24 protein-coding genes and 1 tRNA gene are annotated in these 23,003 nt (G+C 72.8%); 8 read left to right on the forward strand and 17 right to left on the reverse strand.

Annotation, left to right across the window (positions count from 1 at the left end):
- Window positions 1-339: 339 nt before the first annotated feature.
- Window positions 340-843: a GNAT family N-acetyltransferase gene (locus LDL48_RS22595; RefSeq protein ID WP_225257184.1), complete on the reverse strand. Its 504-nt coding sequence runs from the start codon at window positions 841-843 to the stop codon at window positions 340-342.
- A 124-nt stretch (window positions 844-967) separates the two neighbouring features.
- Here LDL48_RS22595 and LDL48_RS22600 point away from each other — a divergent pair, with 124 nt between their 5' ends.
- From LDL48_RS22600 to LDL48_RS22615, 4 genes are all read left to right on the forward strand, one after another.
- On the forward strand, window positions 968-1,285 hold the full coding sequence (locus LDL48_RS22600) for a hypothetical protein (protein WP_225257185.1): 318 nt from the start codon (window positions 968-970) through the stop codon (window positions 1,283-1,285).
- 146 nt (window positions 1,286-1,431) lie between these two features.
- Window positions 1,432-2,880 carry a CYTH and CHAD domain-containing protein gene (locus LDL48_RS22605; RefSeq protein WP_225257186.1) on the forward strand — a complete coding sequence of 483 codons (1,449 nt, stop codon included), beginning with the start codon at window positions 1,432-1,434 and terminating at the stop codon, window positions 2,878-2,880.
- Complete coding sequence (ppk2, locus tag LDL48_RS22610) at window positions 2,867-3,868, forward strand: polyphosphate kinase 2 (protein ID WP_225257187.1); 1,002 nt, start codon at window positions 2,867-2,869, stop codon at window positions 3,866-3,868. Before LDL48_RS22605 ends, ppk2 begins: the two co-directional genes overlap by 14 nt.
- 282 nt (window positions 3,869-4,150) lie before the next feature.
- Window positions 4,151-5,044, forward strand: coding sequence for a ribonuclease Z (locus LDL48_RS22615; RefSeq protein ID WP_225257188.1), 894 nt, complete (start codon window positions 4,151-4,153; stop codon window positions 5,042-5,044).
- A 306-nt stretch (window positions 5,045-5,350) separates the two neighbouring features.
- On the opposite strand, the gene LDL48_RS22620 is transcribed toward LDL48_RS22615, so the two are convergent.
- Window positions 5,351-5,695 (reverse strand): hypothetical protein, encoded by a 345-nt coding sequence (locus LDL48_RS22620; RefSeq protein ID WP_225257189.1) that lies wholly within the window; start codon window positions 5,693-5,695, stop codon window positions 5,351-5,353.
- 181 nt (window positions 5,696-5,876) lie between these two features.
- Between LDL48_RS22620 and LDL48_RS22625 the strand changes: the two genes are divergently transcribed.
- Window positions 5,877-6,821, forward strand: a complete 945-nt coding sequence (locus LDL48_RS22625; protein ID WP_225257190.1) for a S1C family serine protease — start codon at window positions 5,877-5,879, stop codon at window positions 6,819-6,821.
- Window positions 6,822-6,834: 13 nt separating this feature from the next.
- Here LDL48_RS22625 and LDL48_RS22630 read toward each other — a convergent pair whose 3' ends face one another.
- Together LDL48_RS22630 and LDL48_RS22635 are read right to left on the reverse strand one after the other, a co-directional pair.
- Window positions 6,835-8,193 (reverse strand): cystathionine beta-synthase, encoded by a 1,359-nt coding sequence (locus LDL48_RS22630; protein ID WP_225257191.1) that lies wholly within the window; start codon window positions 8,191-8,193, stop codon window positions 6,835-6,837.
- 3 nt (window positions 8,194-8,196) lie between these two features.
- Entirely contained in the window at window positions 8,197-8,541 is a 345-nt protein-coding gene (locus LDL48_RS22635) for a YkvA family protein (protein WP_225257192.1), read from the reverse strand.
- A 431-nt stretch (window positions 8,542-8,972) separates the two neighbouring features.
- Here LDL48_RS22635 and LDL48_RS22640 point away from each other — a divergent pair, with 431 nt between their 5' ends.
- From LDL48_RS22640 to LDL48_RS22650, 3 genes are all read left to right on the forward strand, one after another.
- Window positions 8,973-10,088, forward strand: a complete 1,116-nt coding sequence (locus LDL48_RS22640; protein WP_225257248.1) for an SGNH/GDSL hydrolase family protein — start codon at window positions 8,973-8,975, stop codon at window positions 10,086-10,088.
- 16 nt (window positions 10,089-10,104) lie between these two features.
- Window positions 10,105-10,896, forward strand: a complete 792-nt coding sequence (locus LDL48_RS22645; protein WP_225257193.1) for an SGNH/GDSL hydrolase family protein — start codon at window positions 10,105-10,107, stop codon at window positions 10,894-10,896.
- 129 nt (window positions 10,897-11,025) lie between these two features.
- A complete protein-coding gene (locus tag LDL48_RS22650) occupies window positions 11,026-12,270 on the forward strand; it encodes an acetyl-CoA C-acetyltransferase (protein ID WP_225257194.1) in 1,245 nt (414 codons plus the stop codon).
- Between the two features lie 687 nt (window positions 12,271-12,957).
- On the opposite strand, the gene LDL48_RS22655 is transcribed toward LDL48_RS22650, so the two are convergent.
- The 13 genes from LDL48_RS22655 to LDL48_RS22715 all read right to left on the reverse strand — a co-directional run bounded on the left by LDL48_RS22655 (window position 12,958) and on the right by LDL48_RS22715 (window position 22,998).
- Window positions 12,958-13,275: a hypothetical protein gene (locus tag LDL48_RS22655; RefSeq protein ID WP_225257195.1), complete on the reverse strand. Its 318-nt coding sequence runs from the start codon at window positions 13,273-13,275 to the stop codon at window positions 12,958-12,960.
- A 122-nt stretch (window positions 13,276-13,397) separates the two neighbouring features.
- A complete protein-coding gene (locus tag LDL48_RS22660; RefSeq protein ID WP_225257196.1) occupies window positions 13,398-14,225 on the reverse strand; it encodes a Bax inhibitor-1/YccA family protein in 828 nt (275 codons plus the stop codon).
- Window positions 14,226-14,331: 106 nt separating this feature from the next.
- A tRNA-Leu gene (locus LDL48_RS22665) sits at window positions 14,332-14,415 on the reverse strand.
- Window positions 14,416-14,529: 114 nt separating this feature from the next.
- Complete coding sequence (locus tag LDL48_RS22670) at window positions 14,530-15,900, reverse strand: NAD(P)/FAD-dependent oxidoreductase (protein ID WP_225257197.1); 1,371 nt, start codon at window positions 15,898-15,900, stop codon at window positions 14,530-14,532.
- A gap of 92 nt (window positions 15,901-15,992) precedes the next feature.
- Window positions 15,993-16,562 (reverse strand): hypothetical protein, encoded by a 570-nt coding sequence (locus tag LDL48_RS22675; RefSeq protein ID WP_225257198.1) that lies wholly within the window; start codon window positions 16,560-16,562, stop codon window positions 15,993-15,995.
- Window positions 16,562-17,926: a DUF58 domain-containing protein gene (locus tag LDL48_RS22680; protein ID WP_372472183.1), complete on the reverse strand. Its 1,365-nt coding sequence runs from the start codon at window positions 17,924-17,926 to the stop codon at window positions 16,562-16,564. The genes LDL48_RS22675 and LDL48_RS22680 overlap by 1 nt, the downstream gene beginning before the upstream one ends.
- A gap of 70 nt (window positions 17,927-17,996) precedes the next feature.
- Complete coding sequence (locus tag LDL48_RS22685) at window positions 17,997-19,007, reverse strand: AAA family ATPase (protein ID WP_225257199.1); 1,011 nt, start codon at window positions 19,005-19,007, stop codon at window positions 17,997-17,999.
- Window positions 19,008-19,020: 13 nt separating this feature from the next.
- Window positions 19,021-19,626 carry a hypothetical protein gene (locus tag LDL48_RS22690; RefSeq protein WP_225257200.1) on the reverse strand — a complete coding sequence of 202 codons (606 nt, stop codon included), beginning with the start codon at window positions 19,624-19,626 and terminating at the stop codon, window positions 19,021-19,023.
- Window positions 19,623-20,324 carry a DUF4129 domain-containing protein gene (locus tag LDL48_RS22695; protein WP_225257201.1) on the reverse strand — a complete coding sequence of 234 codons (702 nt, stop codon included), beginning with the start codon at window positions 20,322-20,324 and terminating at the stop codon, window positions 19,623-19,625. Before LDL48_RS22695 ends, LDL48_RS22690 begins: the two co-directional genes overlap by 4 nt.
- A gap of 47 nt (window positions 20,325-20,371) precedes the next feature.
- The gene (locus LDL48_RS22700; RefSeq protein WP_308016482.1) at window positions 20,372-21,109 is read right to left on the reverse strand and encodes a uracil-DNA glycosylase; all 738 of its coding nucleotides are present in this window, start codon (window positions 21,107-21,109) and stop codon (window positions 20,372-20,374) included.
- A gap of 24 nt (window positions 21,110-21,133) precedes the next feature.
- Window positions 21,134-21,607, reverse strand: coding sequence for an LppU/SCO3897 family protein (locus tag LDL48_RS22705; RefSeq protein ID WP_225257202.1), 474 nt, complete (start codon window positions 21,605-21,607; stop codon window positions 21,134-21,136).
- 99 nt (window positions 21,608-21,706) lie between these two features.
- Window positions 21,707-22,672 carry an HAAS signaling domain-containing protein gene (locus tag LDL48_RS22710; protein ID WP_225257203.1) on the reverse strand — a complete coding sequence of 322 codons (966 nt, stop codon included), beginning with the start codon at window positions 22,670-22,672 and terminating at the stop codon, window positions 21,707-21,709.
- Window positions 22,669-22,998: a PadR family transcriptional regulator gene (locus LDL48_RS22715; RefSeq protein WP_225257204.1), complete on the reverse strand. Its 330-nt coding sequence runs from the start codon at window positions 22,996-22,998 to the stop codon at window positions 22,669-22,671. Before LDL48_RS22715 ends, LDL48_RS22710 begins: the two co-directional genes overlap by 4 nt.
- Between the last annotated feature and the right edge of the window lie 5 nt (window positions 22,999-23,003).

Here is a 23,003-nt window from a genome sequence, read left to right on the forward strand (position 1 = left end):
TGAGCGGCCCGTTTCGGGCCGCCTTGACCCTGTATTGGAATTCGTAACCATGGATCGATGGTCAAGCCCTTTCGGTGCGGCGTGCAGTTTGCTGCCCGGCACGGACGCCGTCAACGGACTTCTGCTCACCACGCGCCAACCGTAGCTTTGTCGTCATACACCACCCGGTTCCCTCGCGGAGCCGGGTTTTCTCTTGTGCCAGGTGTTCGTACCGCGCCTACGACGGTCACCAGCAGTACCTCTCAAGCGATAAACCCGAACGGGATGTCATGCCCGATCGGTGTCGCCAAGACCGCATAGGCGTTCGCATCGAGGTGTCCTCGGCGAGATGAGAGCACCTCACCGCGGCACACCGCGAACCATGCGGATCTCCCGCACCCCGTCCTCGACCTGGACCGTCCCGTCGGCGACGAAGCCGTGCTTGCGGTAGAACGCCTGCGCACGCGGGTTCGGATCGGCCACCCACAGCGCCGCCGACTCGTCCGCATCGATGACCGCCGCCAGCAGCGCCGGCCCGGCCCCCGAGCCGTGGTCGGCCGCGAACACGTAGAGCACGTACAACTGCCTCGCCCACACCGCACCGGCGTCCAGGGGCGGGCCGGACATGGCGACCCCGATCAGTTCGCCGTCCCGATCGGCGACAGCCAGGCGGTTGTCGCGGTAACGCTCGTCGGTCAGCGCGGCCGTCCAGAACCGCTCGCGGGCGGCCGGCAGCCCCGGGTCGTCGAGCACCGCGTCCGGCATGAGTCCGCGGTACGTCTCCTGCCAGCACCGCACGATGACGCGCGCCATCTGCGCGACGTCCTCGACCCGGGCCGGGCGCACCGTCACCAGGGAACCCACCGCCAAATCGTAGGCCGCGGCGCATCGCGGGCGGGAGCGTTCATGCCTCCGGGCGACAAAGATCGACATGTTCCGACCCGCCGCACACACTGAGATCGAGTAGATCGATTGTGGGAGGTGCGCCGTGCCGGGGTTCCACAGCGACGACGAACGGACCGCCTGGACTCGTGCCGAGTCCCTCCTCGACCGGGCGTGCGCCATGATGCGGCAGGCGGAGACCGCGCTGGAGAGGTTCAAGCGGGGCAAGGAACTGAACCGGCAGCGGTGCGCGCTTCGCGGGATCAGCGCCACCGACGCGGAGATCCGGTGGGTGGAGACCGCCAGCGCCCAGAACGCGCTGGCCGACAACAGTTTCCACGTGGGGCTGGCGACCATGTACTTCGGCGCGGCCTCGGCGCACTACACCCGGGCGCTCTACCTCCGCAGCCGCGACCGCACCTGAAGCCTCGGGGCCGGCCGGCCGCACGGGGGACGGTAGGCCAGCCCCGAGGGGTCTCACCTCTCCACCATGCGCCCGTAACCTGAGTCTTCGCTGAATGGATGGCGGCGCGGGTGTTGCCGTGCGCGGTGTCGGGAAACACTGAGAGGGTGCAGATCGCAACGGAGACCGAACGCAAGTACGACGTACCCGACGACTTCGCACTGCCTCCGTTGCCGGGGGCCGGCGACGCCGAGGCGCATGATCTCGACGCCACCTACTACGACACCGACGACCTGCGGCTGGCCCGGAACCGGCGGACGCTGCGTCGGCGCACCGGCGGCACCGATGCCGGCTGGCATCTGAAGACGCCCGGTGACGGTTCCAGCCGCACCGAGCACCGGCTGCCCATCGACGGCGACGAGGTGCCGGGCGAAATGCACGATGAGGTACGGGTGATCGTCCGGGACCGCCCGCTGCAACCGGTGGCCCGGCTGCGTACCCGGCGGCTGGAAACGCCCCTCCGCGACGCCGACGGGCGCACGCTGGCGCTGATCGCCCAGGACCGGGTGACCGCCGAGACCGGCGGCCGGGAGCAGACCTGGCAGGAGGTCGAGGCCGAGCTGGTGGAGGGCGACCCGGAACTGCTGGAGGAGGTCGAGCGGCACCTGCTGGCGGCCGGCGCCCGGCCCGCGGCCGGCCCGTCCAAGCTGGCCCGGGCGCTCGGCGACCGGCTTCCGCCGCGGGCCGGCGCCGCGGCGCTCGACCGGGACGCGGTGCACCGGTACGTGCGGGAGCAGCGGGACGCGCTGGCCGCCTACGATCCGGGGGTACGGGCCGGCGACGCCGAGTCGGTGCACAAGATGCGCGTCGCGACGCGGCGGCTGCGCAGCACGTTGCGGACGTTCAAGCGCTCGTTCCCGCCCGGTGCCGCCGCGACGCTCGGGCCGGAGCTGAAGTGGCTGGCCGCGCAGCTGGGTGAGGTCCGGGACGGGCAGGTGCTGGAAGGCAAGCTGCTGGCCGCGGTGGACCAGGCGGGTCCCGACTTCACGCCGGTGGCGGACCGGATCCGGGATCACCTGGAGGCCAAGGTGGCGGCCGGCCGGGAGGCGTTGCGGCACGATCTCAACGGCGAGCGCTACCTGCGTCTGCTGGACGCCGTCGACGATCTGGTCGAGCGCACGGCCGCGGAGCGCAAGCCGGTGCGGCGGGCCGGGAAGGCGCTGGCCAAGGCGGACGGCCTGCTGGCGGAGGCGATGCGCGCCGACTCCGACGAGGAGCTGCACGCGGCGCGGAAGGCGTACAAGAAGGCCCGTTATGCCGTGGAGGTCTTCGCCCCGGGCGGCGGCAAGCCGGCCCGGCGGCTGGTCAAGCGGCTCACCGAGTTGCAGGACGTGCTGGGCGCGCACCAGGACTCGGTGGTCGCCCGGGAGGTCCTGCGCGACCTGGCCCGGGACGCCGACGACGGCTTCCCGTACGGCGTGTTGTACGCCCGCCAGGAGCAGATCGGCCGGGACACGCTGCGCCGCCTGCCCGCCGTGGTGGCCGCGTCCGGAAAGCCCAAGCTGCGCGGCTGGCTCGGCGGGCCGGCCGCGCGTGGCGTCGATGTCCGAGGGTAAGAACGACACCATGCAGGCCGAGGCGGAACCCAGGCAGGACGACGACGCGACCGTACCCTTCGAGGAGGCCGCCACCGAGCCGTACGACGGCCCGGTCGAGGCGCTCGGCGGATATCGGGTGGCGGACGACGATGACGACGATCCGGTGCTGCTCAACGCGGACGGCACCCCGGTGGACACGTGGCGGGAGGACTACCCGTACGACCAGCGCATGCCCCGCTCCGAGTACGACCGGGAGAAGCGGCTGCTGCAGATCGAACTGCTCAAGCTGCAGAACTGGTGCAAGGACACCGGCGAACGGCTGGTGATCCTGTTCGAGGGGCGCGACGCGGCCGGCAAGGGCGGCACGATCAAGCGGTTCATGGAGCACCTGAACCCGCGCGGCGCGTCCGTGGTGGCACTGGAGAAGCCGAACGAGCGGGAAAGCACGCAGTGGTACTTCCAGCGCTACATCAAGCACCTGCCGGCGGCCGGCGAGATCATGCTGTTCGACCGGTCCTGGTACAACCGGGCCGGCGTGGAGCGGGTGATGGGTTTCTGCACCCGCGCCGAGTACCTGGAGTTCATGCGGCAGGCGCCGGACCTGGAGCGGATGCTGGTCCGGTCCGGCATCAACCTGATCAAGTTCTGGTTCTCGGTCTCCCAGGGTGAGCAGCGCACCCGGTTCGCGATCCGCCAGGTCGACCCGGTGCGGCAGTGGAAGCTCTCCCCGATGGATCTCCAGTCGCTGGACAAGTGGGGCGACTACACCGAGGCCAAGGAGGCGATGTTCTTCTACACCGACACCGCCGACGCGCCGTGGACCGTGGTGAAGAGCAACGACAAGAAGCGCGCCCGGCTGGAGGCGATGCGGTACGTGCTGAACCGTTTCGACTACGCCGAGAAGGACGCCGAGGTGGTCGGCACGCCGGATCCGCAACTGGTCGGGCCCGCCTCGCTGGCGGTCGAGGGCACCGAGATGTCCCCCCGGGTATTCCCGCGGCTTTAGTGACTTTAAAACCGTTGTCGAGGGCGTTCGCGGTGGTTAACGTGGCGGTACACGTGAAGGGAGGTGGTCCGAAGTTGTATAGCAACGGGACTCGTGAGGTGGCTGTCCGCTAGCCGCTGTCCTTGACAGCTTCGTAGGAAGAAGTACGTCGAGACCGTGTGGCAGCGGCCCGGCGAGTACCAGACAGCCACCCGACCCCCGGGAATCCGGCCTTGTCCGACCGGACCGTGTCGTTCGCGACACGGAAGTTCCCGGGGGTCGCTTTATGTTCGGGAGCGGGCGATGCGTGAACTCGTGGTGCTCGGCACGGCCAGCCAGGTGCCCACGAGGTACCGCAACCACAACGGCTACGTGCTGCGCTGGGACGCCGAGACGATCCTGTTCGACCCGGGCGAGGGCACCCAGCGGCAGATGGTGCTGGCCGGGCTGGCGGTCAGCCCGCTCACCCGGATCTGCATCACCCACTTTCACGGGGACCACAGCCTCGGCCTGGCCGGTGTCATCCAGCGGATCTCCACGGACCGGGTCTCGCATCCGGTGACCGTCACGTTCCCCGGCACCGGCCGCGAGTACTTCGACCGGCTGCGCTACGCCACCAGCTACTGGGATCACTCGGACCTGCGTCCGGAACCGGTCGGCGCGGGCTACGCGGTGGAGACCTCGGCGGGGCGGCTCACCGCCCTGCCGCTCCACCACTCGATCGAGACGTACGGGTACCGCCTGGTCGAACCGGACGGCCGGCGGATGCTGCCGGACCGCCTCGCCGCACACGGCATCTCCGGGCCGGCGGTCGGCGAACTGCAGCGCACCGGTCAGCTCGGCACGGTGACGCTGGCCGACGTCAGCGTGCCCCGGCCCGGGCAGAGCTTCGCGTTCGTGATGGACACCGGCCTGTGCGACAACGTGTACGCGCTGGCCGACGGCGTGGACCTGCTGGTCATCGAGTCGACGTTCCTGGCCGAGGACGCGGACCTGGCCGCCCAGGTCGGGCACCTCACCGCGGGCCAGGCCGCCACGGTCGCCCGGGAGTGCGGCGTGCGCACGCTGGTGCTCACCCACTTCTCCCAGCGGTACGCCGATCCGGCCCGGTTCCTGGCCGAGGCGCGCCCGCACTTCGACGGGAAGATCGTGGTGGCCGAGGACCTGATGCGCGTGCCGGTCCCGCCGCGCGTCTGACCGGCGGTGCCGGGTACGCACGCGGATTGGCAGACGGGAGCGCATGACCGAGTGAATGCGGGGGAACCTGTGGTCACGCGCTCCCGCCAACCGCCCCGCCCAAACCGGGGGTGCGCCTGGCCGGAGGCGCTGACCGGCGGAGGCGTGCCGGTCATCCAGTTCTTGGGCGGGCTTTGGGGTGCGGGATGCCGTTGTGCTGGCGGGGCACAACGGCGTCACCGCCGGGAGACGTCGTCCGGGCCGAAGAGCCGGTTCTTGCCGGGGGACGGTCAAGTTCCCGGGCGACGTCGGAGCTGTGGAGTTGTGTCAGTCGAAGAAGCCGCGGTTGCCGGCGGGCCGGCCGGTGGTCCGCTGGTTCGGCCGGCGCGCGCCGGCCGGGCGGGCCGGTGCGCGGTGGTTGTCGTCCACCCCCGGCATCGCCCGGATGCTGTTCAGGTCGTGCCGCAGGGTCCACGCCTCCCGCCACGGCCGTCGGGACGCCACGTCGGCCTGTTCCGCGACGCGCCGCGGGGCACAGGGCCACTGCCATCCACACCAGACGCAGACGTCCTCCGCGTCGGGCTCGGCGTGACGCGACAGCATCTGCTGAGCGTCCCGCCAGAGCAGGCGGTCCACGATGTCGGCCGGTTCAGTCTGGTCGACGATGACCATTCCTTACCCCTCCGTCCGTGAGGTGCGACGACCTCCGTCATGACACATACAACCCCGGTCCGCCGGCATCGGGTCGGACTTTCTGTCCGATTCGTAACTTCCGGGGCGTCGGCCGGGCGCTGTTCGCCGAGGGCGGACGCGGCACGGGCATGCCGGGCCCGCGGCGGGCGTTTCGACCTGCATGGATACCGAACACACGGGCCTCGAGACGCAGGCGCTGGATGCCTACAGCCGTGTCGTCACCGGGGTCGCCGCCACGCTCCTGCCCTCCGTCGCCGCTCTCTCCGTCCGGTCGCCACGCGGCGCCGGTGCCGGTTCGGCGGTCACCTTCACCGCCGACGGATTCCTGCTCACCAACGCGCATGTGGTCGCCGACGCGAGCGGCGGCACGGCCGCGTTCGCCGACGGCACCGAGTCGACGTTCGACGTGGTCGGCGCGGACGCGCTCTCCGACCTGGCCGTGGTCCGCGTGCACCAGTCGGGTGCGCCGGCCGCCCCCTTGGGCGACGCGGACGGGCTGCGGATCGGCCAGCTCGTGGTCGCGGTCGGCAACCCGATGGGCCTGGCCGGCTCGGTCACCGCGGGCGTCGTCTCCGGCCTGGGCCGGTCGCTGCCGGCCCGCGACGGTCGCCGGGTACGGATCATCGACAGCGTCATCCAGACCGACGCCGCGCTGAACCCGGGCAATTCCGGGGGCGCGCTGGCCGACTCGACCGGCACCGTGGTCGGCATCAACACCGCGGTCGCCGGGTACGGGCTGGGCCTCGCCGTCCCGGTCAACTCGACCACCCGGCACATCATCAGCGAACTGCTCGCGGGCGGCCGGGTGCGCCGGGCCTGGCTGGGCGTCGCCGGGGTGCCCGTACCGTTGCCGCCTCCGCTGGCCGAACGCCTCGGCCAGAAGCTGGGGCTGCGCGTGGTGGAGGTGGTGCCGGGCAGCCCCGCCGGTACCGCCGGGATCTACCTGGGCGACGTCCTGCTGAGCGCCGGCGGCCAGCCGGTCCAGACCGTGCAGGCGTTGCAGCGGCTGATGCTGGGCCCGGCCATCGGCAATCCGCTGCCGCTGACCGTGCTGCGCCGCAACGCCTTCGTCGACGTGGTCACGGTGCCCGCCGAGCTGTCCTAGCCGGCTTGTCGGGTCAGCTGAGGTGGGTCAGCAGGTCCTGCCGGGTGAGTACGCCGGCCGGCTTGCCGTCGACCAGGACCATGGCCGCGTCCGCGTTCTCCAGCATGGCCACCGCCTCGCTCACCGGCTGCCCGCCGCCGATCATCGGCAGCGGATCGCCCATGTGGCGTTCCACCGTGTCGTGCAGGTGGGCGTGCCCGCTGAACAGCGCGTCCAGCAGCGTCTTCTCGCCGACCGAGCCGGCCACCTCGCCGGTCACCACGGGCGGCTCCGCCTTCAGCACGGGCAGCTGGCTGACGCCGTACTCGCGCATGTAGTCGATGGCGTCGCGCACCGTCTCGGTCGGGTGGACGTGCACCAGCGGCGGCATGGTGCCGTCCTTGGCGGCGAGCATCGTGGCCACGGTCGGCGTGCCGTCGCCGGTGGACAGGAAGCCGTACCGGGCCATCCACCGGTCGTTGAAGATCTTGGACAGGTATCCGCGGCCGCCGTCCGGCAGCAGGACCACCACCACGTCGTCCGGACCGGCCCGGCGCGCGGCCTCCAGTGCCGCCACCACGGCCATCCCGCAGGAACCGCCGACCAGCAGCCCCTCCTCGCGGGCCAGCCGCCGGGTCATCTCGAACGAGTCCGAGTCGGAGACCTCGATGATCTCGTCGCAGACGCCCCGGTCGTAGGTCTCCGGCCAGAAGTCCTCACCCACACCCTCGACGAGGTACGGCCGGCCGGTGCCACCGGAGTAGACCGAGCCCTCCGGGTCGGCGCCGATGATCCGCACCGGCCCCTGCTCCTTCAGGTACCGCCCGACGCCCGTGATCGTCCCGCCGGTGCCGACGCCGGCCACGAAATGCGTGATCTTCCCGGCGGTCTGGTCCCACAGCTCCGGGCCGGTCTCCTCGTAGTGCGAGCGCGGATTCGCCGGGTTGCTGTACTGGTCCGGCTTCCAGGCACCGGGGATCTCCCGGGCCAGCCGGTCGGAGACGTTGTAGTACGACCGTGGATCCTCCGGCGCCACCGCAGTCGGGCAGACCACCACCTCGGCGCCGTACGCCCGCAGCACGTTCTGCTTGTCCTCGCTCACCTTGTCCGGGCAGACGAAGACGCAGCGGTAGCCGCGGAGCTGGGCCACCAGGGCCAGGCCGACCCCGGTGTTGCCGCTGGTCGGCTCCACGATCGTGCCGCCGGGACCGAGCAGGCCGGCCTTCTCGGCGTCCTCGACCATGCGCAGCGCGATGCGGTCCTTGACCGAGCCGCCGGGATTGAAGTACTCGACCTTCGCCAGCACGGTGGCGGCGATGCCGTCCGTGACACTGCGCAGCCGTACCAGGGGTGTGTTGCCGATGATGTCGACGACGTTGTCGTAATAGCGCACGCCTCAGACTACGACGACCCGCGCCTGCTCCTTCTCCCACTCCAGGAAGCGTTCCGTCTCGCTGAGCACGGCACCCGCCAGCCAGGTGACCATGATGGCGTCGTCGGCCAGCCCGAACACCAGCAGCAGGGCCTCCGGCACGGCGTCGATCGGCGACACCACGTACGCCGTGGCGGCCGTCAGGAGCAGCAGTCGCATGCCGCCGTCGTACTCTCCGCGGGTCGTCGCCTTGATCATCCGCGGCAGCGCCGCGAGGCGCTTGCCGATCGACGGACCCCCGCGCGCCCCGGACATCAGCGCCCGGGCGAGCGCGGAGAATGCCGCGGTCCGCTTCAGCGTCCTGGCCATGTCGGCCCCCTCTCCACGTACCTACCAGGATGACGGCAACGCGCCACAACCGCTCGCCGACACCCGCGGCCCAGCCGACGCCGCGGCGTCCGGGCACGGAAACGTGAGTGAACTTATGTCCGGTAGGCGCGCGCCAGCGGTCGGTTGTCGTACCCGCGAGTTAGCCTCGAGTCCCCAACGTCGCCGGGATGGTTCGATCGAGGGGGGTCGGACGGGGGTCCCGCCGAGCACCGCGGAGGGAGATCGTGCAGCAGCTAGCGAGAGTGACGCGGGGTCTTGAGTGGCCCCGGCCGGGCTCCGGCGCCCTGGGCCTCGGCCCGGCGCTCAGCCCGAGCCGGGCGCTGGGCCGCAACCGGACACCGGGCGCGAACCGGATCCCGGGCGCGAGCCGGATGCTGGGCGCGAGCAAGGCCGGACCGGGGTGGGAGCGGATGCTCGGGGTGGACTGGGGTCGCCTCGTCGCCGGGACCGACTGGCAGCGGATCCGCACCGCGAGCCGGATCGTCGGCGGGATCACCGGCGGCGCCGCGGCCGTGGCCGGGCTGTCGCTCGCCCTGCTGATGCGGCAGGCCGCCGACGCCCGCCGGGTCATCCCGATGGCCGAGGCGCCGCCGCCACGCGCCGACGGGGTGTATGGCGGCAAGTTCCCCGGCAAGCCGCTCAGCCTGGTCATTCTCGGCGATTCGTCGGCCGCCGGGTACGGCGTGCACCGGGCCCGCGAGACACCCGGCGCCCTGCTCGCCACCGGGGTTTCCCGCCGCCTGCGCCGCCCGGTCCGGCTGCACCGCCTGGCCGTGGTGGGCTCGGTCTCGGCCGGCCTGCCGTACCAGGTGGACGCGGCCCTGGAGTACGCCCCCGACGTGGCCGTGATCATGGTCGGCGGCAACGACGTCACGCACGCCTCGGCCCGCGCGTCCGCCGTGCGGCACCTGGCCGACGCGGTCCGCCGCCTGCGGGCGGCCGGCTGCCGGGTGGTCGTCGGCACCTGCCCGGATCTCGGTGCCATCCAGCCGATCAAGCCGCCGCTGCGCTGGCTGGCCCGCACCTGGAGCCGGCAGCTCGCGGCCGCCCAGACCGTGGCCGTGGTGGAGGCCGGCGGGCGCTCGGTGTCGATGGGCGACCTGCTCGGCCCGGCCTTCGAGGCCGACCCGGTGCGGATGTTCAGCTCCGACCGGTTCCATCCGTCCGCCGAGGGGTACGCCCGGGCCGCCGCGGTCCTGATGCCGACGCTGATGGCGGTGCTCGGCGACGACGACCGCACCCCGGCCGCTCCCGCCGAGGCCCTGCGCACCCTGCCGCAGGCCGCGCACGAGGCGGTCCGCGCGGCCGGCACCGAGGTCAGCCCCACCCGGGTCGACGGCCGCGAGCGCGGTCCGGGCGGGCACTGGGCGCAGTTGCGGCGGCACCCGTGGTTCGGCGAACAGCGGCTGTGGTTCGGACACCGTCCGTCGGGGAATCCGAAAGGGTCCACGGACACCGTTCCCAGCGGCCGGTCGGCACCCAGCCCCGTAGGCTGGACGCCAGAGGATCACGGAACCGCCACGTAGTCGAGCAGGAGGCGAGATGAGCGGCCTCGCAGGTCGGATCGGTAAGGCCACGGCGACGACATTGCTCACCGGTGCCGTCGGCAGCGTGGCGCTGCTGGCCGGTGAGGCGATCGCCGCCAAGGCCCGCCGGTATGCCAAGCCGACCATGGGACTGGCGCTGCGCACGTCGATGGGACCGTCCAGTGCTCCCACGCTGCGCCTGGTGCTGCTCGGCGACTCGGCCGCGATCGGGGTGGGCGTCGAGTGGCTCGCCGAGACCGTCGGCGGCCAGCTCGCCCGCATGCTGGCCGAGGGCACCCCGGACACCGGCGAACGCCACGTGCTCCTCTCCAGCGTCGGGGTGTCCGGCTCCCGCTCCAGTGACCTGGCCACCCAGGTGGCCCGCGCCCTGCTCGGCGACCGGCCGGACGTGGCGGTGATCCTGATCGGCGCGAACGACGCCACCGGGCTGCGGTCCCCCGAGGAGTCCGCCGAACACCTGGGCGCGGCGGTCCGCCGGCTGCGCGAGGCGGGCGTCGAAGTGGTCGTCGGCACCTGCCCCGACCTGGGCGCGGTGCGTTCGATCGCGCCGCCGCTGCGCCAGGTCGTCGGGCTCTACGGCCGGCGCGTAGCCAAGGCACAGGCCCGCGCGGTCACCGAGGCCGGCGGCGTCGTGGTCGACCTCGCCGAGGAGACCGGCGCGGTGTTCCGCGCGGACGCCGGAACGCTCTGCTACGACGGCTTCCACCCGTCCGCGGACGGCTACCGGGTGTGGGCGCACGCGCTGTACCCCGCGGTCGAGGAGGCCGCCATGGCCGCCGCCGTCTGACCCACCCGCACCAGCCCGGTCCGCTTACCGGCCGGTCACCTCGCCGGCCAGGCGCCTCACCGGCCGGTTGCCGCGAGTGTGACGAACCGGCACTTCCGTCCCATGTTACCGGCGAGTTAACGTGGGCAGATGCCGGAAGCTGTCATCGTCGCCACCGCCCGCTCCCCCATCGGACGCGCCGCCAAGGGCTCGCTGCGGGACCTGCGCCCGGACGACCTCGCCGCCACGATCGTCGACGCCGCGCTGAACAAGGTGCCGCAGTTGGACCGTACCCTCATCGAGGATCTTTATCTGGGTTGCGGTCTGCCCGGCGGCGAGCAGGGCTTCAACATGGGCCGCGTGGTCGCGACGCTGCTCGGCCTGGACGGGCTGCCCGGTGCCACCGTCACCCGGTACTGCTCCAGTTCCCTGCAGACCACCCGGATGGCGTTCCACGCGATCAAGGCCGGCGAGGGCGACATCTTCGTGTCGGCCGGCGTGGAGACCGTGTCCCGCTACGCCCGGGGCAGCTCCGACGGCCTGCCCCCGGAGGCGCAGGAGATGGTCGGCGGCGGTTGGCACAACCCGGCGTTCGCGGCGGCGGCGGCCCGCACCACGGAGGCCGCGCAGGGCGGCCGAACCTGGCACGACCCGCGCGCGGACGGCAGCCTGCCGGACATCTACATCACGATGGGCCAGACCGCGGAGAACCTCGCCCAGATCAAGGGCGTGAGCCGGGAAGACATGGACGAGTTCGGGGTACGCAGCCAGAACCTCGCCGAGAAGGCCATCGCGGACGGGTTCTGGGATCGCGAGATCACCCCGGTGACCACCCCGGACGGCACGGTCGTCTCGGTCGACGACGGCCCCCGCGCCGGCGTGACCATGGAGGCCGTCGCCCAGCTCAAGCCGGTGTTCCGCCCCGACGGCCGGGTCACCGCCGGCAACTGCTGCCCGCTCAACGACGGCGCCGCGGCCGTGGTCGTCATGAGCGACACGAAGGCCCGCGAGCTGGGCATCACGCCGCTGGCCCGGATCGTCTCGACCGGCGTCACCGCGCTCAGCCCCGAGATCATGGGACTGGGCCCGGTGGAGGCGTCGAAGCAGGCGTTGAAGCGCGCCGGGATGACCATCGACGACGTCGACCTGGTCGAGATCAACGAGGCGTTCGCGGCGCAGGTCATCCCGTCGTACCGGGACCTGGGCATCCCCATCGAGAAGCTGAACGTGAACGGCGGCGCGATCGCGGTCGGCCACCCGTTCGGCATGACCGGGGCGCGCATCACCGGCACGCTGATCAACTCACTCGACTGGCACGACAAGAGCATCGGCCTGGAAACGATGTGCGTCGGCGGCGGCCAGGGCATGGCGATGGTGCTGGAACGGCTCAGCTGACCCTCCGGGCGCCGCGCTCCGGCTCGGCGTGAACGTCCACCCGACTCCGCCGCCGAGATCGTGAGCATTTAGGCGGCGTGCCCGCTGGCGGGACACCGCTGGCGGGACACCGCCGCCGGAGCACCGCTGGCGGGACACCGCTGGCGGGACACCGCTGGCGGGACACCGCCGCCGGGGCCGGGCCACCGCTGGCGGGACACACCGCTGCCGGGGCGGATGCCGCGGGGCGCGCGGCCCCACCGCACCGCAAACCCACACGCACCTGGGCAGGCCGCAACGCGTGTGGACGCGCGGCCCTCACCGCACCCCAGCTCCACACACCGCCCGCGACCCCAGCACCCGTGCGACGAAACGGCGCGCTCCGCACCTCAAATCCACACGCACCTGGGCAGGCCGCAACGCGTGTGGACGCGCGGCCCTCACCGCCCTCACCGCACCCCAGCTCCACACACCGCCCGCGACCCCGGCACCCGTGCGACGAAACGGCGCGCTCCGCACCCCAAACCCACACGCACCCCGCCAGCCCACAACGCGTGCGACGAAACGGCGCGCTCCGCACCCCAAACCCACACGCACCCCGCCAGCCCACAACGCGTGTGACACCACGGCGCGCTCCGCACCCCAGCTCCACACAACGCTGGCCCCACCACCTCGGCACCCGTGTGCGGCCCGGCCGGGAGGACTGGACTAGAGCGCCCGGTGGACCGCCTCGACGTCGGTGGTGGCGTGTTTGAGCACGTCGTCCGGTGCGTCGACGGCCACCAGATCGTCCCGCATCACCCGCAGCTGGTCGGCCAGCACCAACGCCCCGGCCCGGGGCACCGGACGGCGCGCCCGCCCCTCCACGTCAGCGGTCCGGTCGGCCAGGCGCTGCACCAGATCGTGCACGAGCTCGGCACGCGACCGGTCGGCGGCGCCGGGGACGGCCGACCAGCGCGGCCCCTCCCAGTGACCGACCTGGTGGAGCAGACGGTCGACGGCGGCGGCGAAACTCTGGGCGGGCACGCCGCGACTGTATCGCCGCGCGGCCCGGCGGTGCCGCCCGGGAACGGGACAGCGCCCGGTCCGTGGGGAGACGGGCCGGGCGCTGTTGGCGGCTGGCGAGGGGTCGCCGGCCGTCGCTGGGATCAGTCGTCGCCTTGGAAGTAGCTCAGCAGGCGCAGCACCTCGATGTACAGCCAGATGAGGCTGACCAGGATGCCGAACGCGGCGGTCCAGGAGTAACGCTGCGGCAGTCCCATCCGCACGCCCTCCTCCACCTCGTTGAAGCTGAGGATGAAGCTCAGCGACGCGACCACGATGCAGACGAGGCTGAAGCCGATGGCGAGCGGACCGCCGTCGCGCAGGCCGGTGTTGACGCCGAACAGGTACAGCACGAAGTTGACCAGCATGACCGCGAACAGGCCGGCCATGACGGCGATCATGCCCTTGACGAACTTCGGCGTCGCGCGGATCACCCGGGCCCGGTACAGCGCCGCCATCAGGAAGAAGACGCCGAAGGTGGCGACCACCGCCTGCAGGACGATGCCGTTGTAGGCCGACTCGAAGACCTTGCTGACCAGGCCGACGAACGCGCCTTCGACCACGGCGTACGTGATGACCAGCGCGGGGTTGGCCATGCGCGAGAACGAAATGATCAGGCCGAGTACCAGACCGACGACCGCGGCACCGATCCACGCCGCGCCGAGCAGCGCGTCGGGAACGAGAACCCAGGCGGCGACGGCCGACAGGCCGGTGATGCCGAGAAGCGTGACGGTTTTGACGACGACGTCGTCGATGGTCATGGGTTGCACGGCCGGCGGAGCGGCGGGGTAGTCCGTCGCCGTCGGGTACGGCTGCCCGTAACCCGGCTGACCGGCAGGCGGTCCGTACGGTCCGCCGGGGGCGGACCCGGCCGACCGCTCCCGCTCGGCCGCCTGGCCGAGGCGCGAGAGCACCGGGTTGGAAGTCTTCACTGTGTCCAGCCTCCCTTTGAGGTTGCGGCACGTAGGCGTGCCTTTCCAGGGTAAGCGCTGCACCCGTGTCGTGTCGCCTGCAGTCGCTGTGAGCAGGCTGAGAGCGTGCCCGGGGCGGGTCTCGAACCCGCACGCCTTTTCGGGGCAGCCGCTTTTAAGGCGGCCGTGTCTGCCGTTCCACCACCCGGGCCGGTCGGTGCCCTGTCACCGTAACCGCTGCCACCCGCCCGGCATTGGGCCGGACGGGCAGAAAGCGCCGGAAGCACGGCATCAAGTGCCGGACCGGGCAGGCGGGCCCGCACGGTCAGCGGGCGGCCGGCACCGCGGCGGCCGGGGCGACCGGTGCGGACGCCTGGTCGTCGCTCAGCGGCGGGGTCACGCCGGTGAACTCCTGACGCGGTGCGTGCAGCTGACCCAGCGACACCGTCTCCCGCTTGAACACGAACGCCAGCGTCCAGTCGGCCAGCACCCGGATCTTCCGGTTGAACGACGGGATACGGCTCATGTGGTACGTCCGGTGCATGAACCACGCGGGCAGGCCCTTGAGCTTGATCCCGTACACCTGGGCCACGCCCTTGTAGAGGCCGAGGCTGGCGACGCTGCCGGCGTACTTGTGCTTGTACTCCTTCGGCACGCCGCCCAGGATCACCTGCCGGATGTTGTCGGCCAGCAGGGTGGCCTGCCGGACCGCGTGCTGAGCGCTGGGCGAGCAGTAGGCACCGGGCTTGGTCAGGTCGGGCACCTGGGCGCAGTCGCCGGCGCTCCACGCGCCCTCCAGCACCCGGTCGCCGTCCACCACCTGCAGCGTCGGCAGGCAGGTGACGTGCCCGCGCGGGCCGCGGGGCAGGTCGGTGCGCTCCAGCATCGGCGACGGCTTGACGCCGGCCGTCCAGACCAGCGTCTCGGCGCGGAACTCGGCGCCGTCGGAGAGCTTGATCAGCCCGTCGACGCAGGACTCCAGCCGGGTGCCGAGCCGGATGTCGATGCCCCGGGAGTCGAGCTGGCGGACCGCGTACGCGCCCATGTCCGGGCCCACCTCGGGCAGCACCCGGTTGGTGGCCTCGACGAGGACGAACCGGACCTCCTTACGGTCCAGCTCCGGGTAGTACTTGAGGGCGTCGTGGACCACGTCCTCCATCTCGGCCAGGGCCTCGATGCCGGCGTAGCCGCCGCCGACGAAGACGAACGTCAGCGACGCCTTCCGCACCTCGGGGTCCGGGGTGACGGCCGCGATGTCGAGCCGGTCCAGGATGTGGTTGCGCAGGTAGATGGCCTCGCCGATGGTCTTGAAGCCGATCCCGTTCTCGCGCAGCCCGGGGACCGGCAGGGTGCGGGACACGCTGCCGGGCGCGACCACGATGTGGTCGTACGTCATCTCGGTGGCCGGGCCGTCGATGGGCTGGACGGTGACCGTCTTGCGGTCGTGCTCGATCTTGGTGACCTCACCGGAGACGATGCGGCAGCGCTTGAGTTCCCGGCGCAGCGGCACCACCGAGTGGCGCGGTGAGATGTTGCCGGCGGCGGCCTCGGGAAGGAAGGGCTGGTACGTCATGTGCGGCTGGGGGTCGATCACTACCACCTCGGCCCGGCGCGCATTGATCTTCTTCGACAGGCGCAGAGCGACGTACAGCCCCACGTGTCCTGCCCCTACGACGACGACACGCTGCGGATTCACGCCTCCATTGTCGCCCCTGCGGGCCCCGGCCGCCCGCCGTTGTGACGCAGCACAATGCCGGCCGGACGGTGCCGTAAAGCACAGGTGTCGGATCAGTTACCGGTACGGTGCAGCAGCCGGGTGAGCAGCATCGTGGCACCCACCGCACCGGCCAGCCCGACCAGCGTGGCGATCACGAACGCGCTGCCGGACAGCTCGTCGGCCAGCCCCAGCGCGACCACGGTGAGCACCGCCGAGATCAGCACCACCGCACCGGCCCGGCCCAGCCAGGTGGCGACCACGTCCACGCTGACCACGGCGTCGTACGGGAGCACCGCCGCCAGCGCGGCCAGGGTGTGTCCGAGGTAGAGCAGGGTGGCCAGGGCGAGCACCCGCCACAGCGCGATCCGGGCGTCCTCCCAGGTGGTGTCCACCACCCAGCCGGCGACGACGAGCAGGATCGCGGCGGTGACCCCACGGCCACGCGGGGCGATCGCCGGGTACGCCGCCACGGCCAGCAGCGGCACCACGAGTTCGCTGGTCACCACGGACGCCGGCCACGACACCAGCACGGCGAGCATCAGGCTGACCGCGATGCCGCCGCGGACCAGCAGCGGCACCAGGGTGGCCCGGCTGAGCACGGTGCGGGCCCGCTCCAGCCGGCGGGTGATCGACGCCAGCATCAGCGCCCCCTCGGCGCCGACGCGAGCCGCGCCACGTCGCGCAGGACCAGGTCCAGGCTGCCGGCGCCGGCCCAGGTGACCACGGGTACGCCGTGCTCCCGCAGCCGGCCCAGCACGTTGTCCCGTTCGATCCGCCACAGCCGGGTGGCCAGCGGCGTCCACGGGCTGCGCTGCGGTGGCGCCGCCCCGGCCGGCAACGTGTCCACCGCGACCGTGTACCGCCCGGACTGGGTGAGGCTGGCCAGCATGTCCGCCGAACGCGGGTCGACCAGCGGGGTGAGCACCACGACGAGCGCGTCCGACGACACGTGGTGGGCGCCGAACACGTGCTCGGTGGGCGCCTGGTCGCTGACGTCGGCGCGGACGTCGAGCAGCCACTCCAGGACGGTCAGGTACTGCCGGCGGCCGGTGGCCGGGCGCAGTCGCCGGGCGGCCGCGCCGTACTCCAGCAGCGACACCCGGTCGCCGCGCTTGAGGTAGTGCTCGGCGATCGCCGCCGCCGCCCGCACCGTGGTGTCCAGCACCGACGCGGTGCCCTTCACACCGCCCGAGGTGCCGGCCTCGCCGAGCACGTCGAGCAGCAGCAGCACCTCGGCGTCGCGGTCCGACAGGGTGGCGGCCACGTGCAGGTCGCGGGTGCGCAGCGACACCCGCCAGTCGATGCGGCGCAGGCGGTCACCGGGTGCGAACGGGCGTACCCCGGCCAGCTCACCGCCCTCGCCCGGGCGCCGGGAGCGGTGGTTGCCGACCAGGCCGGCCGCGGCCGGCATCGCCTCCACGGCCGCGAACGGCTCGGTCACCGGGTACACCCGGACGCCGCGGGCCGGGGTGACCACCGGGCGGCAGGCCAGCAGGCCGGCGCAGGCGGCCACCCGGGCGGCCGCCGGTCCGACGTCGTGCCGGCCCCAGCGCAGCGCGTCGCCGGGCAGGTCGATGCCGGTCCAGCCGTCCACCGGCACGGTCACCGCGAACGGCCGGTCGGCCTTCTCCAGTTCCAGCCACGGCGAGGTCCGGGTGCGGACCACCACCAGGTCGTACCGGATCACGTCGGGGTTCGCCACGGTCAGGCCGCCGTCGACGCTGCCGCCCTCGACCAGGTGTTCCTCATCGGCGTCGATGGTCACCTGGGGCGCGCTGCGCGGCATCCGCCGCAGCGCCAGCGCGCCGCCGATCGCGAACGGCGCGGCCAGCAGGACCAGGTCGACCCGGCCCAGCGCCACGCCGGCGACCAGCAGCAGGCCGGTGAGCAGCACGGTACGCCCGAGCGCGCGGGTCGGCACCCAGGCCGGGCCGGTCCACGCGTCCTCGGCGGAGCCCTCCTCGACCGGCGGGACCGCGGCGCGCAGCAACGGCTCACCGCTCACGGCCTACCCCCGCTCCGCGGATCGGCGATCGTCCGCCGTCGTGGTCCGGACCGTAGCCTCGCCGCTCCGCTCACTGCTCGGCGTACCCACCGGCGTAGGTCGGAAGGGCACCGCTGGCCGGTGCGGGGGTGCCGGCCAGCACCTCCTGGACCACGAACGAGGGGTCGACCCGGCGCAGCCACATCTCCGGCCGCAGCGTGATCCGGTGGGCCAGCGCGGGCACCGCGACGTCCTTGACGTCCTCCGGCACCACGAAGTCCCGCCCGGCCATGGCGGCCCGGGCCCGGGCCAGCAGCAGCAGCGCCAGCGAGCCCCGGGGCGACGAGCCGACCAGCGCGGACGCGTGCTCGCGGGTGGCCGAGGTGAGCGCCACGATGTACCGGCCGATCGAGTCCTCCACCGCGACGGACTCCAGCCCGGCCTGCATGGACTGCAGCGCGCGGGCGTCCACCACGGGCGCCAGCTGGGCCTCCTCGTGGCGGCGGGCCATCCGCCGGCGCAGGACCTCCCACTCCTCCTCGGCGGTCGGGTACCCGAAGGACACCCGCAGCATGAAGCGGTCGAGCTGGGCCTCCGGCAGCGGGTACGTGCCCTCGTACTCGATCGGGTTGGCCGTGGCCAGCACGTGGAACGGCGGGTCCAGGCGGTACGTGACACCCTCCACCGAGACCTGCTTCTCCTGCATCGCCTCGAGCAGCGCGGCCTGGGTCTTCGGCGGCGTCCGGTTGATCTCGTCGGCCAGCAGCATGTTGGTGAACACCGGCCCGGCCCGGAACGCGAAGTCGCCCTTGCGCTGGTCGTAGAGGAACGAGCCGGTGACGTCCGCGGGCAGCAGGTCGGGGGTGAACTGCAGCCGCCGGAAGTCGAGCCCGAGCGCCTGGGCGAAACAGCGGGCGGTGAGCGTCTTGCCGAGACCCGGCAGGTCCTCCAGCAGCACGTGACCGCCGGCCAGGATGCCGGCGAGCACGAGTTCGAGGGCGTCCCGCTTGCCCACGACCACGCTGCCGACCGAGTCCAGGATCGCGCCGGCCAGCCGCCCCACCTCGTACGGCGGGATGGGCTCCACGCCTGCGTCCGTCACAGATCAGCCTCTTTCACAGTCGTTCCAGTGTTTCCACGTACGCCGCCAGCTCCTTCGCCTTGGGCGCACGGCGTTCCGGATCGGCGAGCAGCAGCCACATCGGCTCGCCGATCAGTTCCCGGGCGCGGCGCGGGTCGGAGGACCGCGTGATGCCGTGCCGCAACCGCAGCCGCTCGTCGGTGAGTTCCGCGAGTACCGGCAGAACGTTACGCGAGAACCGGTCACCATCGGACTGCGACCACTGCAGGCGCTGCTCCCAGCGGCGTACCGCGGTGCGCAGCGAGTCGGCGCCGTCCCACCGGTAGGCGCCGCTCTCCTCGCCGCGCGCGCTCCGCGACCGCGGCACGGGCGGCGGCGCCACCTCGGACACCGCCAGCATCAGCAGCCGCAGCGCGATGAAGGCGGCCACGATGATCAGCAGGGAGATCCGGACGCCGGCGATCCGCAGTCCGGCCACCGCGACCACGGTGGCCACCGCGACCAGCAGCACGTTGCGGATCAGCCAGCCGAACCGCGACCGCGGCTTCTCCTCGACCGGCTGCGGCTCCTCGACGGCCCGTTCCGCGCCGAGCGCGAACAGCTCGTCGAGTCCGCCGTCGTCGCGTTCGGCCGGGCTCATCGCGCCACCCCCGCCCCCAGGTCGGCGCGGAGCCGCTGCAGCGCGGACCGGGCCTGCGCGCGCATCTGGTCGTCGACGGTGTGGGTGGCGTACCGGGCCTGCCGGTACACCTCCAGCAGCGCGGCCAGCACCTGCCCGTTCACCTGCTGCTCGCGCAGCAGGCGGCCGACCAGGTCGGTGGGGCTGTCGCCGGGGTGCCGGGCGGTGCCGGCCGCGGCCGCGGCCTGTTCCAGCCGCACCCAGCAGGCGATCACGGCGCGGCGCGGGTCGCGGTCGGTGTCGGAGAGTTCCTCCAGGCCGGCGTCGAGCGCGGCGACCAGATCCTCGGCGGTACGCGCCTCGGCCCGCTCCGGCAGGCGCGGGACGCGACCGCGCCGGCGCCGGCGTGTCTGGTCCCGCAGGATGGCCCAGACCACCAGCCCGATCACCACCGCCCCGGCGATGCCGAGCACGGCCAGCGCCGCGGTGCCGACCCACTCCGGCAGCCCGCCGGTGGCCTCGGCGGCCGGGCCCGGTGTGCCCGGGACGGTCTCGACCGGGGTCGGCGGCAGCAGCGGTGGCGCCTCGTCGGCGGGCGCGGCGTCCGGGGCGATGCGTTCCAGCTGCGGCTCGCTGCGGGTGGCGGCCAGCGAGGTGAGGAAGAGCAGCCCGAGAACGGCGGCCAGGGGCCACCATCGGCGCAGTGCGGCGAGATCCATCGGGACGCGTCAAACCCCTGCTTCGTGGAAGGTCGGCAGAGCACGAATCATGCCAGGCCCGCCAGCCGTTTGGCACGGCCCAGCACATCGTCCAGCATCGCCGGGGTCAGCCGGCCGGTGAACGTGTTCTGCTGGCTGACGTGGTAACTGCCGAGCAACACCGGTGTTCCGGGCACGCTGACCTGGGCGGCGTGGCCGAATTTGGGGCGCGGCACGGGCGGCCGGACGCCGTAGACGGCGGTGGCCGCGGGCCACCACGCCGCCCACGCGAACCCGCCGAGCGCGATCACCACGCGCAGTGTCGGCCGGATCAGGGTCAGCTCACGGTGCAGCCACGGCGCGCAGGTGTCCCGTTCGACCGGGAGCGGCTTGTTGTCCGGCGGCGCGCAGCGGACCGCGGCGAAGATCCGGGTGTGGTGCAACGCCAGCCCGTCGTCCGCGGAGACGCTGATCGGCTGGTTCGCCAGGCCGGCCCGGTGCAGCGCGGCGACCAGCACGTCGCCGGAGCGGTCGCCGGTGAAGATCCGGCCGGTGCGGTTGCCGCCGTGCGCGGCCGGCGCCAGGCCGAGGATGCCGATCGCGGCGTCGCCCGGACCGAGCCCGGCCACCGGGCGGCCCCAGTACTCCTCGGTGCGGAACGAGGCACGCCGCTCGACCGCCACCTTCTCCCGCCAGGCGACCAGGCGCGGGCAGGCGAAACAGTCCGCCGCGGCGGCATCGAGGGCGGGCAGGTCGGGCGCCGCGGCCGCGTGGGCGGCCACATCGTCAGGGGTACGGCTGAGCACGGGTCCAGCACAGCACGCGCGGGTTCAGCCCGCCGGCCGGGGGGCGGTCGGCCGGAGACACAGCAGGTACCCGCCGGCGGCGTCGCTGGAGTAGACGAAGAACTGCTCGGCCGGCTGGAAGTACCCCTCGCAGGCGGCGCTGTCCGAGCCGTCCGCGCCGTTCACCCGCCCCACCACGGTGAACCGGGCCTCGTCCGAGGCGCAGTCGACCACCTCCGCGTCGGTGCGGCCGAGCGCCTCGCCGGTGGCCACGCAGTCGCCGACCACGGCGTTGCGGGACTTGTCGCCGAACAGCACGCTCTTGACCGCGAACACGCCGAGCCCGACGAGCACCGCCAGGCCGACGTGCAGGATCAGCCGGCCGACCGGATGCGACCGGCCCTCCGGCGCCGGCTCGGCGGCCGGCTCAGGCGCCGGTCCAGGGGCCGGTCCAGGGGCCGGAATGACCGCCGTCTCCGACCGGTCCTGATCGGGATCCGACCAACCGGGATAACTCACGTGGTTCCTCTCCGCGGCCCGGTCGAGGGACCGACCGGGGCACACGGAGGCACGCTAGCGAGGCGACGCACGTCCCCGCGACTCCGGTCACCCAGGCGTTTACCGGCTGGGGCTCGGCGCGGCCGACGGAGTTGCCGCGGATGCCGCGCCCTCGCTCGGGGTGGGCCGGGCCGACGGGACGGACGCCGAACCCGCCTCGCCCGGGAGCCGGAACGGCGCGTTCTCCGGGCAGTACGGGTACTTCGAGTCGTCCGCCGCGACCTCACCTCCGGCGTGGTCGTCGCCGAAGCAGTAGGGCCGGCCCAGTCGGATCGGCATGCCGTTCTGGTCGAACAGCCGGGCGCCCTCGACAAGCCGCCCCTGCCCGTCGTAGATGTAGACATCTTCCACGTGGTTGTACGGGTCGGAATACCCCACGTCGGTGAAATCGGCGCCTCGGGCGTTGCTGTCCGCGCTCAGGAAGCCGCTGAGCGCCACCAGCACCAGGACCGCGGAGCCGGCGTACAGCGCGTACCGGGGCAGGCGCTCCAGCGGCGCGCCCCGCCGGCCGAACCAGATCGAGCCGAGCACCCCGGCGGCGAGCAGCAGCAGTGCCACCACGTCGCTGCCGCCGATCCGGGGCAGCAGTCCCATCGGCTGGCTGGAGTCGTCCAGGATCCAGGCCAGCACCATGGCCGCGAGGTAGCCGCGCAGCACCCACCAGGCGGGCCGCAGCAGCTGCAGGAACTCGCTGACCCGCGGGTAGCCGAGCAGCGGCCCGACCCGCGCGTCGGCGGCCCGCAACCGGAGCATCGCCCGCTCGCGCACCCGGGCCAGCGGGTCGGTGGTCGGCGGCGGGTCCGGGAAGCCACCCACGAAGCCGGCACTGATCCGCAGTTCGGTGGCGTACGCCTCGGGCGTGCCGAGCCGCTCGGTCAGCGAGCCCACCCCGTCGGCCAGCACCTCGGCCAGGTGTTCCGGGAGGTCCTCGGTGAGTTCGTCGCGGGTGGCCTCCGGCAGGCCGACGAGTGCGGCCCGGACCGCCTCGACGTACGCGGTGATCTCGTCGATGTCGGTGCCGTTCACGCCGTCCCCCGCTCACGAAGCAGATCGTTCATCGTGGATGCGAATCCGTCCCAGATCTTGCCGGACTGCTGCAACTCGGCCCGGCCGGCCGCGTTGAGCGCGTAGTACTTGCGGTGCGGGCCCTCGTCGCTGGGCACCACGTAGCTGTTCAGCAGGCCGGCGTTGAATAGCCGGCGCAGCGTCCCGTAGACCGAGGCGTCGCCCACGTCCTCGAGCCCGGCGGTGCGCAGCCGGCGCAGGATGTCGTAGCCGTATCCGTCCTCGTCGCGCAGGGCCGCGAGCACCGCGAGATCCAGCACTCCCTTGAGGAGCTGGGTGGTATCCACGCGAT

The sequence above is a fragment of the Jidongwangia harbinensis genome (assembly GCF_020216025.1).
In the GTDB taxonomy this organism is placed as follows: domain Bacteria; phylum Actinomycetota; class Actinomycetes; order Mycobacteriales; family Micromonosporaceae; genus Actinoplanes; species Actinoplanes harbinensis.

Bases quoted from the DNA above. Each gene is read 5' to 3' on its own strand.
- LDL48_RS22695 (WP_225257201.1), bottom strand. From the start codon at position 20,324: ATGGATCTCGCCGCACTGCGCCGATGGTGGCCCCTGGCCGCCGTTCTC.
- LDL48_RS22635 (WP_225257192.1), bottom strand. From the start codon at position 8,541: ATGGCCAGGACGCTGAAGCGGACCGCGGCATTCTCCGCGCTCGCCCGG.
- LDL48_RS22675 (WP_225257198.1), bottom strand. From the start codon at position 16,562: ATGCTGGCGTCGATCACCCGCCGGCTGGAGCGGGCCCGCACCGTGCTC.
- LDL48_RS22690 (WP_225257200.1), bottom strand. From the start codon at position 19,626: ATGAGCCCGGCCGAACGCGACGACGGCGGACTCGACGAGCTGTTCGCG.
- ppk2 (WP_225257187.1), top strand. From the start codon at position 2,867: ATGTCCGAGGGTAAGAACGACACCATGCAGGCCGAGGCGGAACCCAGG.
- LDL48_RS22645 (WP_225257193.1), top strand. From the start codon at position 10,105: ATGAGCGGCCTCGCAGGTCGGATCGGTAAGGCCACGGCGACGACATTG.
- LDL48_RS22615 (WP_225257188.1), top strand. From the start codon at position 4,151: ATGCGTGAACTCGTGGTGCTCGGCACGGCCAGCCAGGTGCCCACGAGG.
- LDL48_RS22650 (WP_225257194.1), top strand. From the start codon at position 11,026: ATGCCGGAAGCTGTCATCGTCGCCACCGCCCGCTCCCCCATCGGACGC.
- LDL48_RS22625 (WP_225257190.1), top strand. From the start codon at position 5,877: ATGGATACCGAACACACGGGCCTCGAGACGCAGGCGCTGGATGCCTAC.
- LDL48_RS22640 (WP_225257248.1), top strand. From the start codon at position 8,973: ATGCTCGGGGTGGACTGGGGTCGCCTCGTCGCCGGGACCGACTGGCAG.
- LDL48_RS22620 (WP_225257189.1), bottom strand. From the start codon at position 5,695: ATGGTCATCGTCGACCAGACTGAACCGGCCGACATCGTGGACCGCCTG.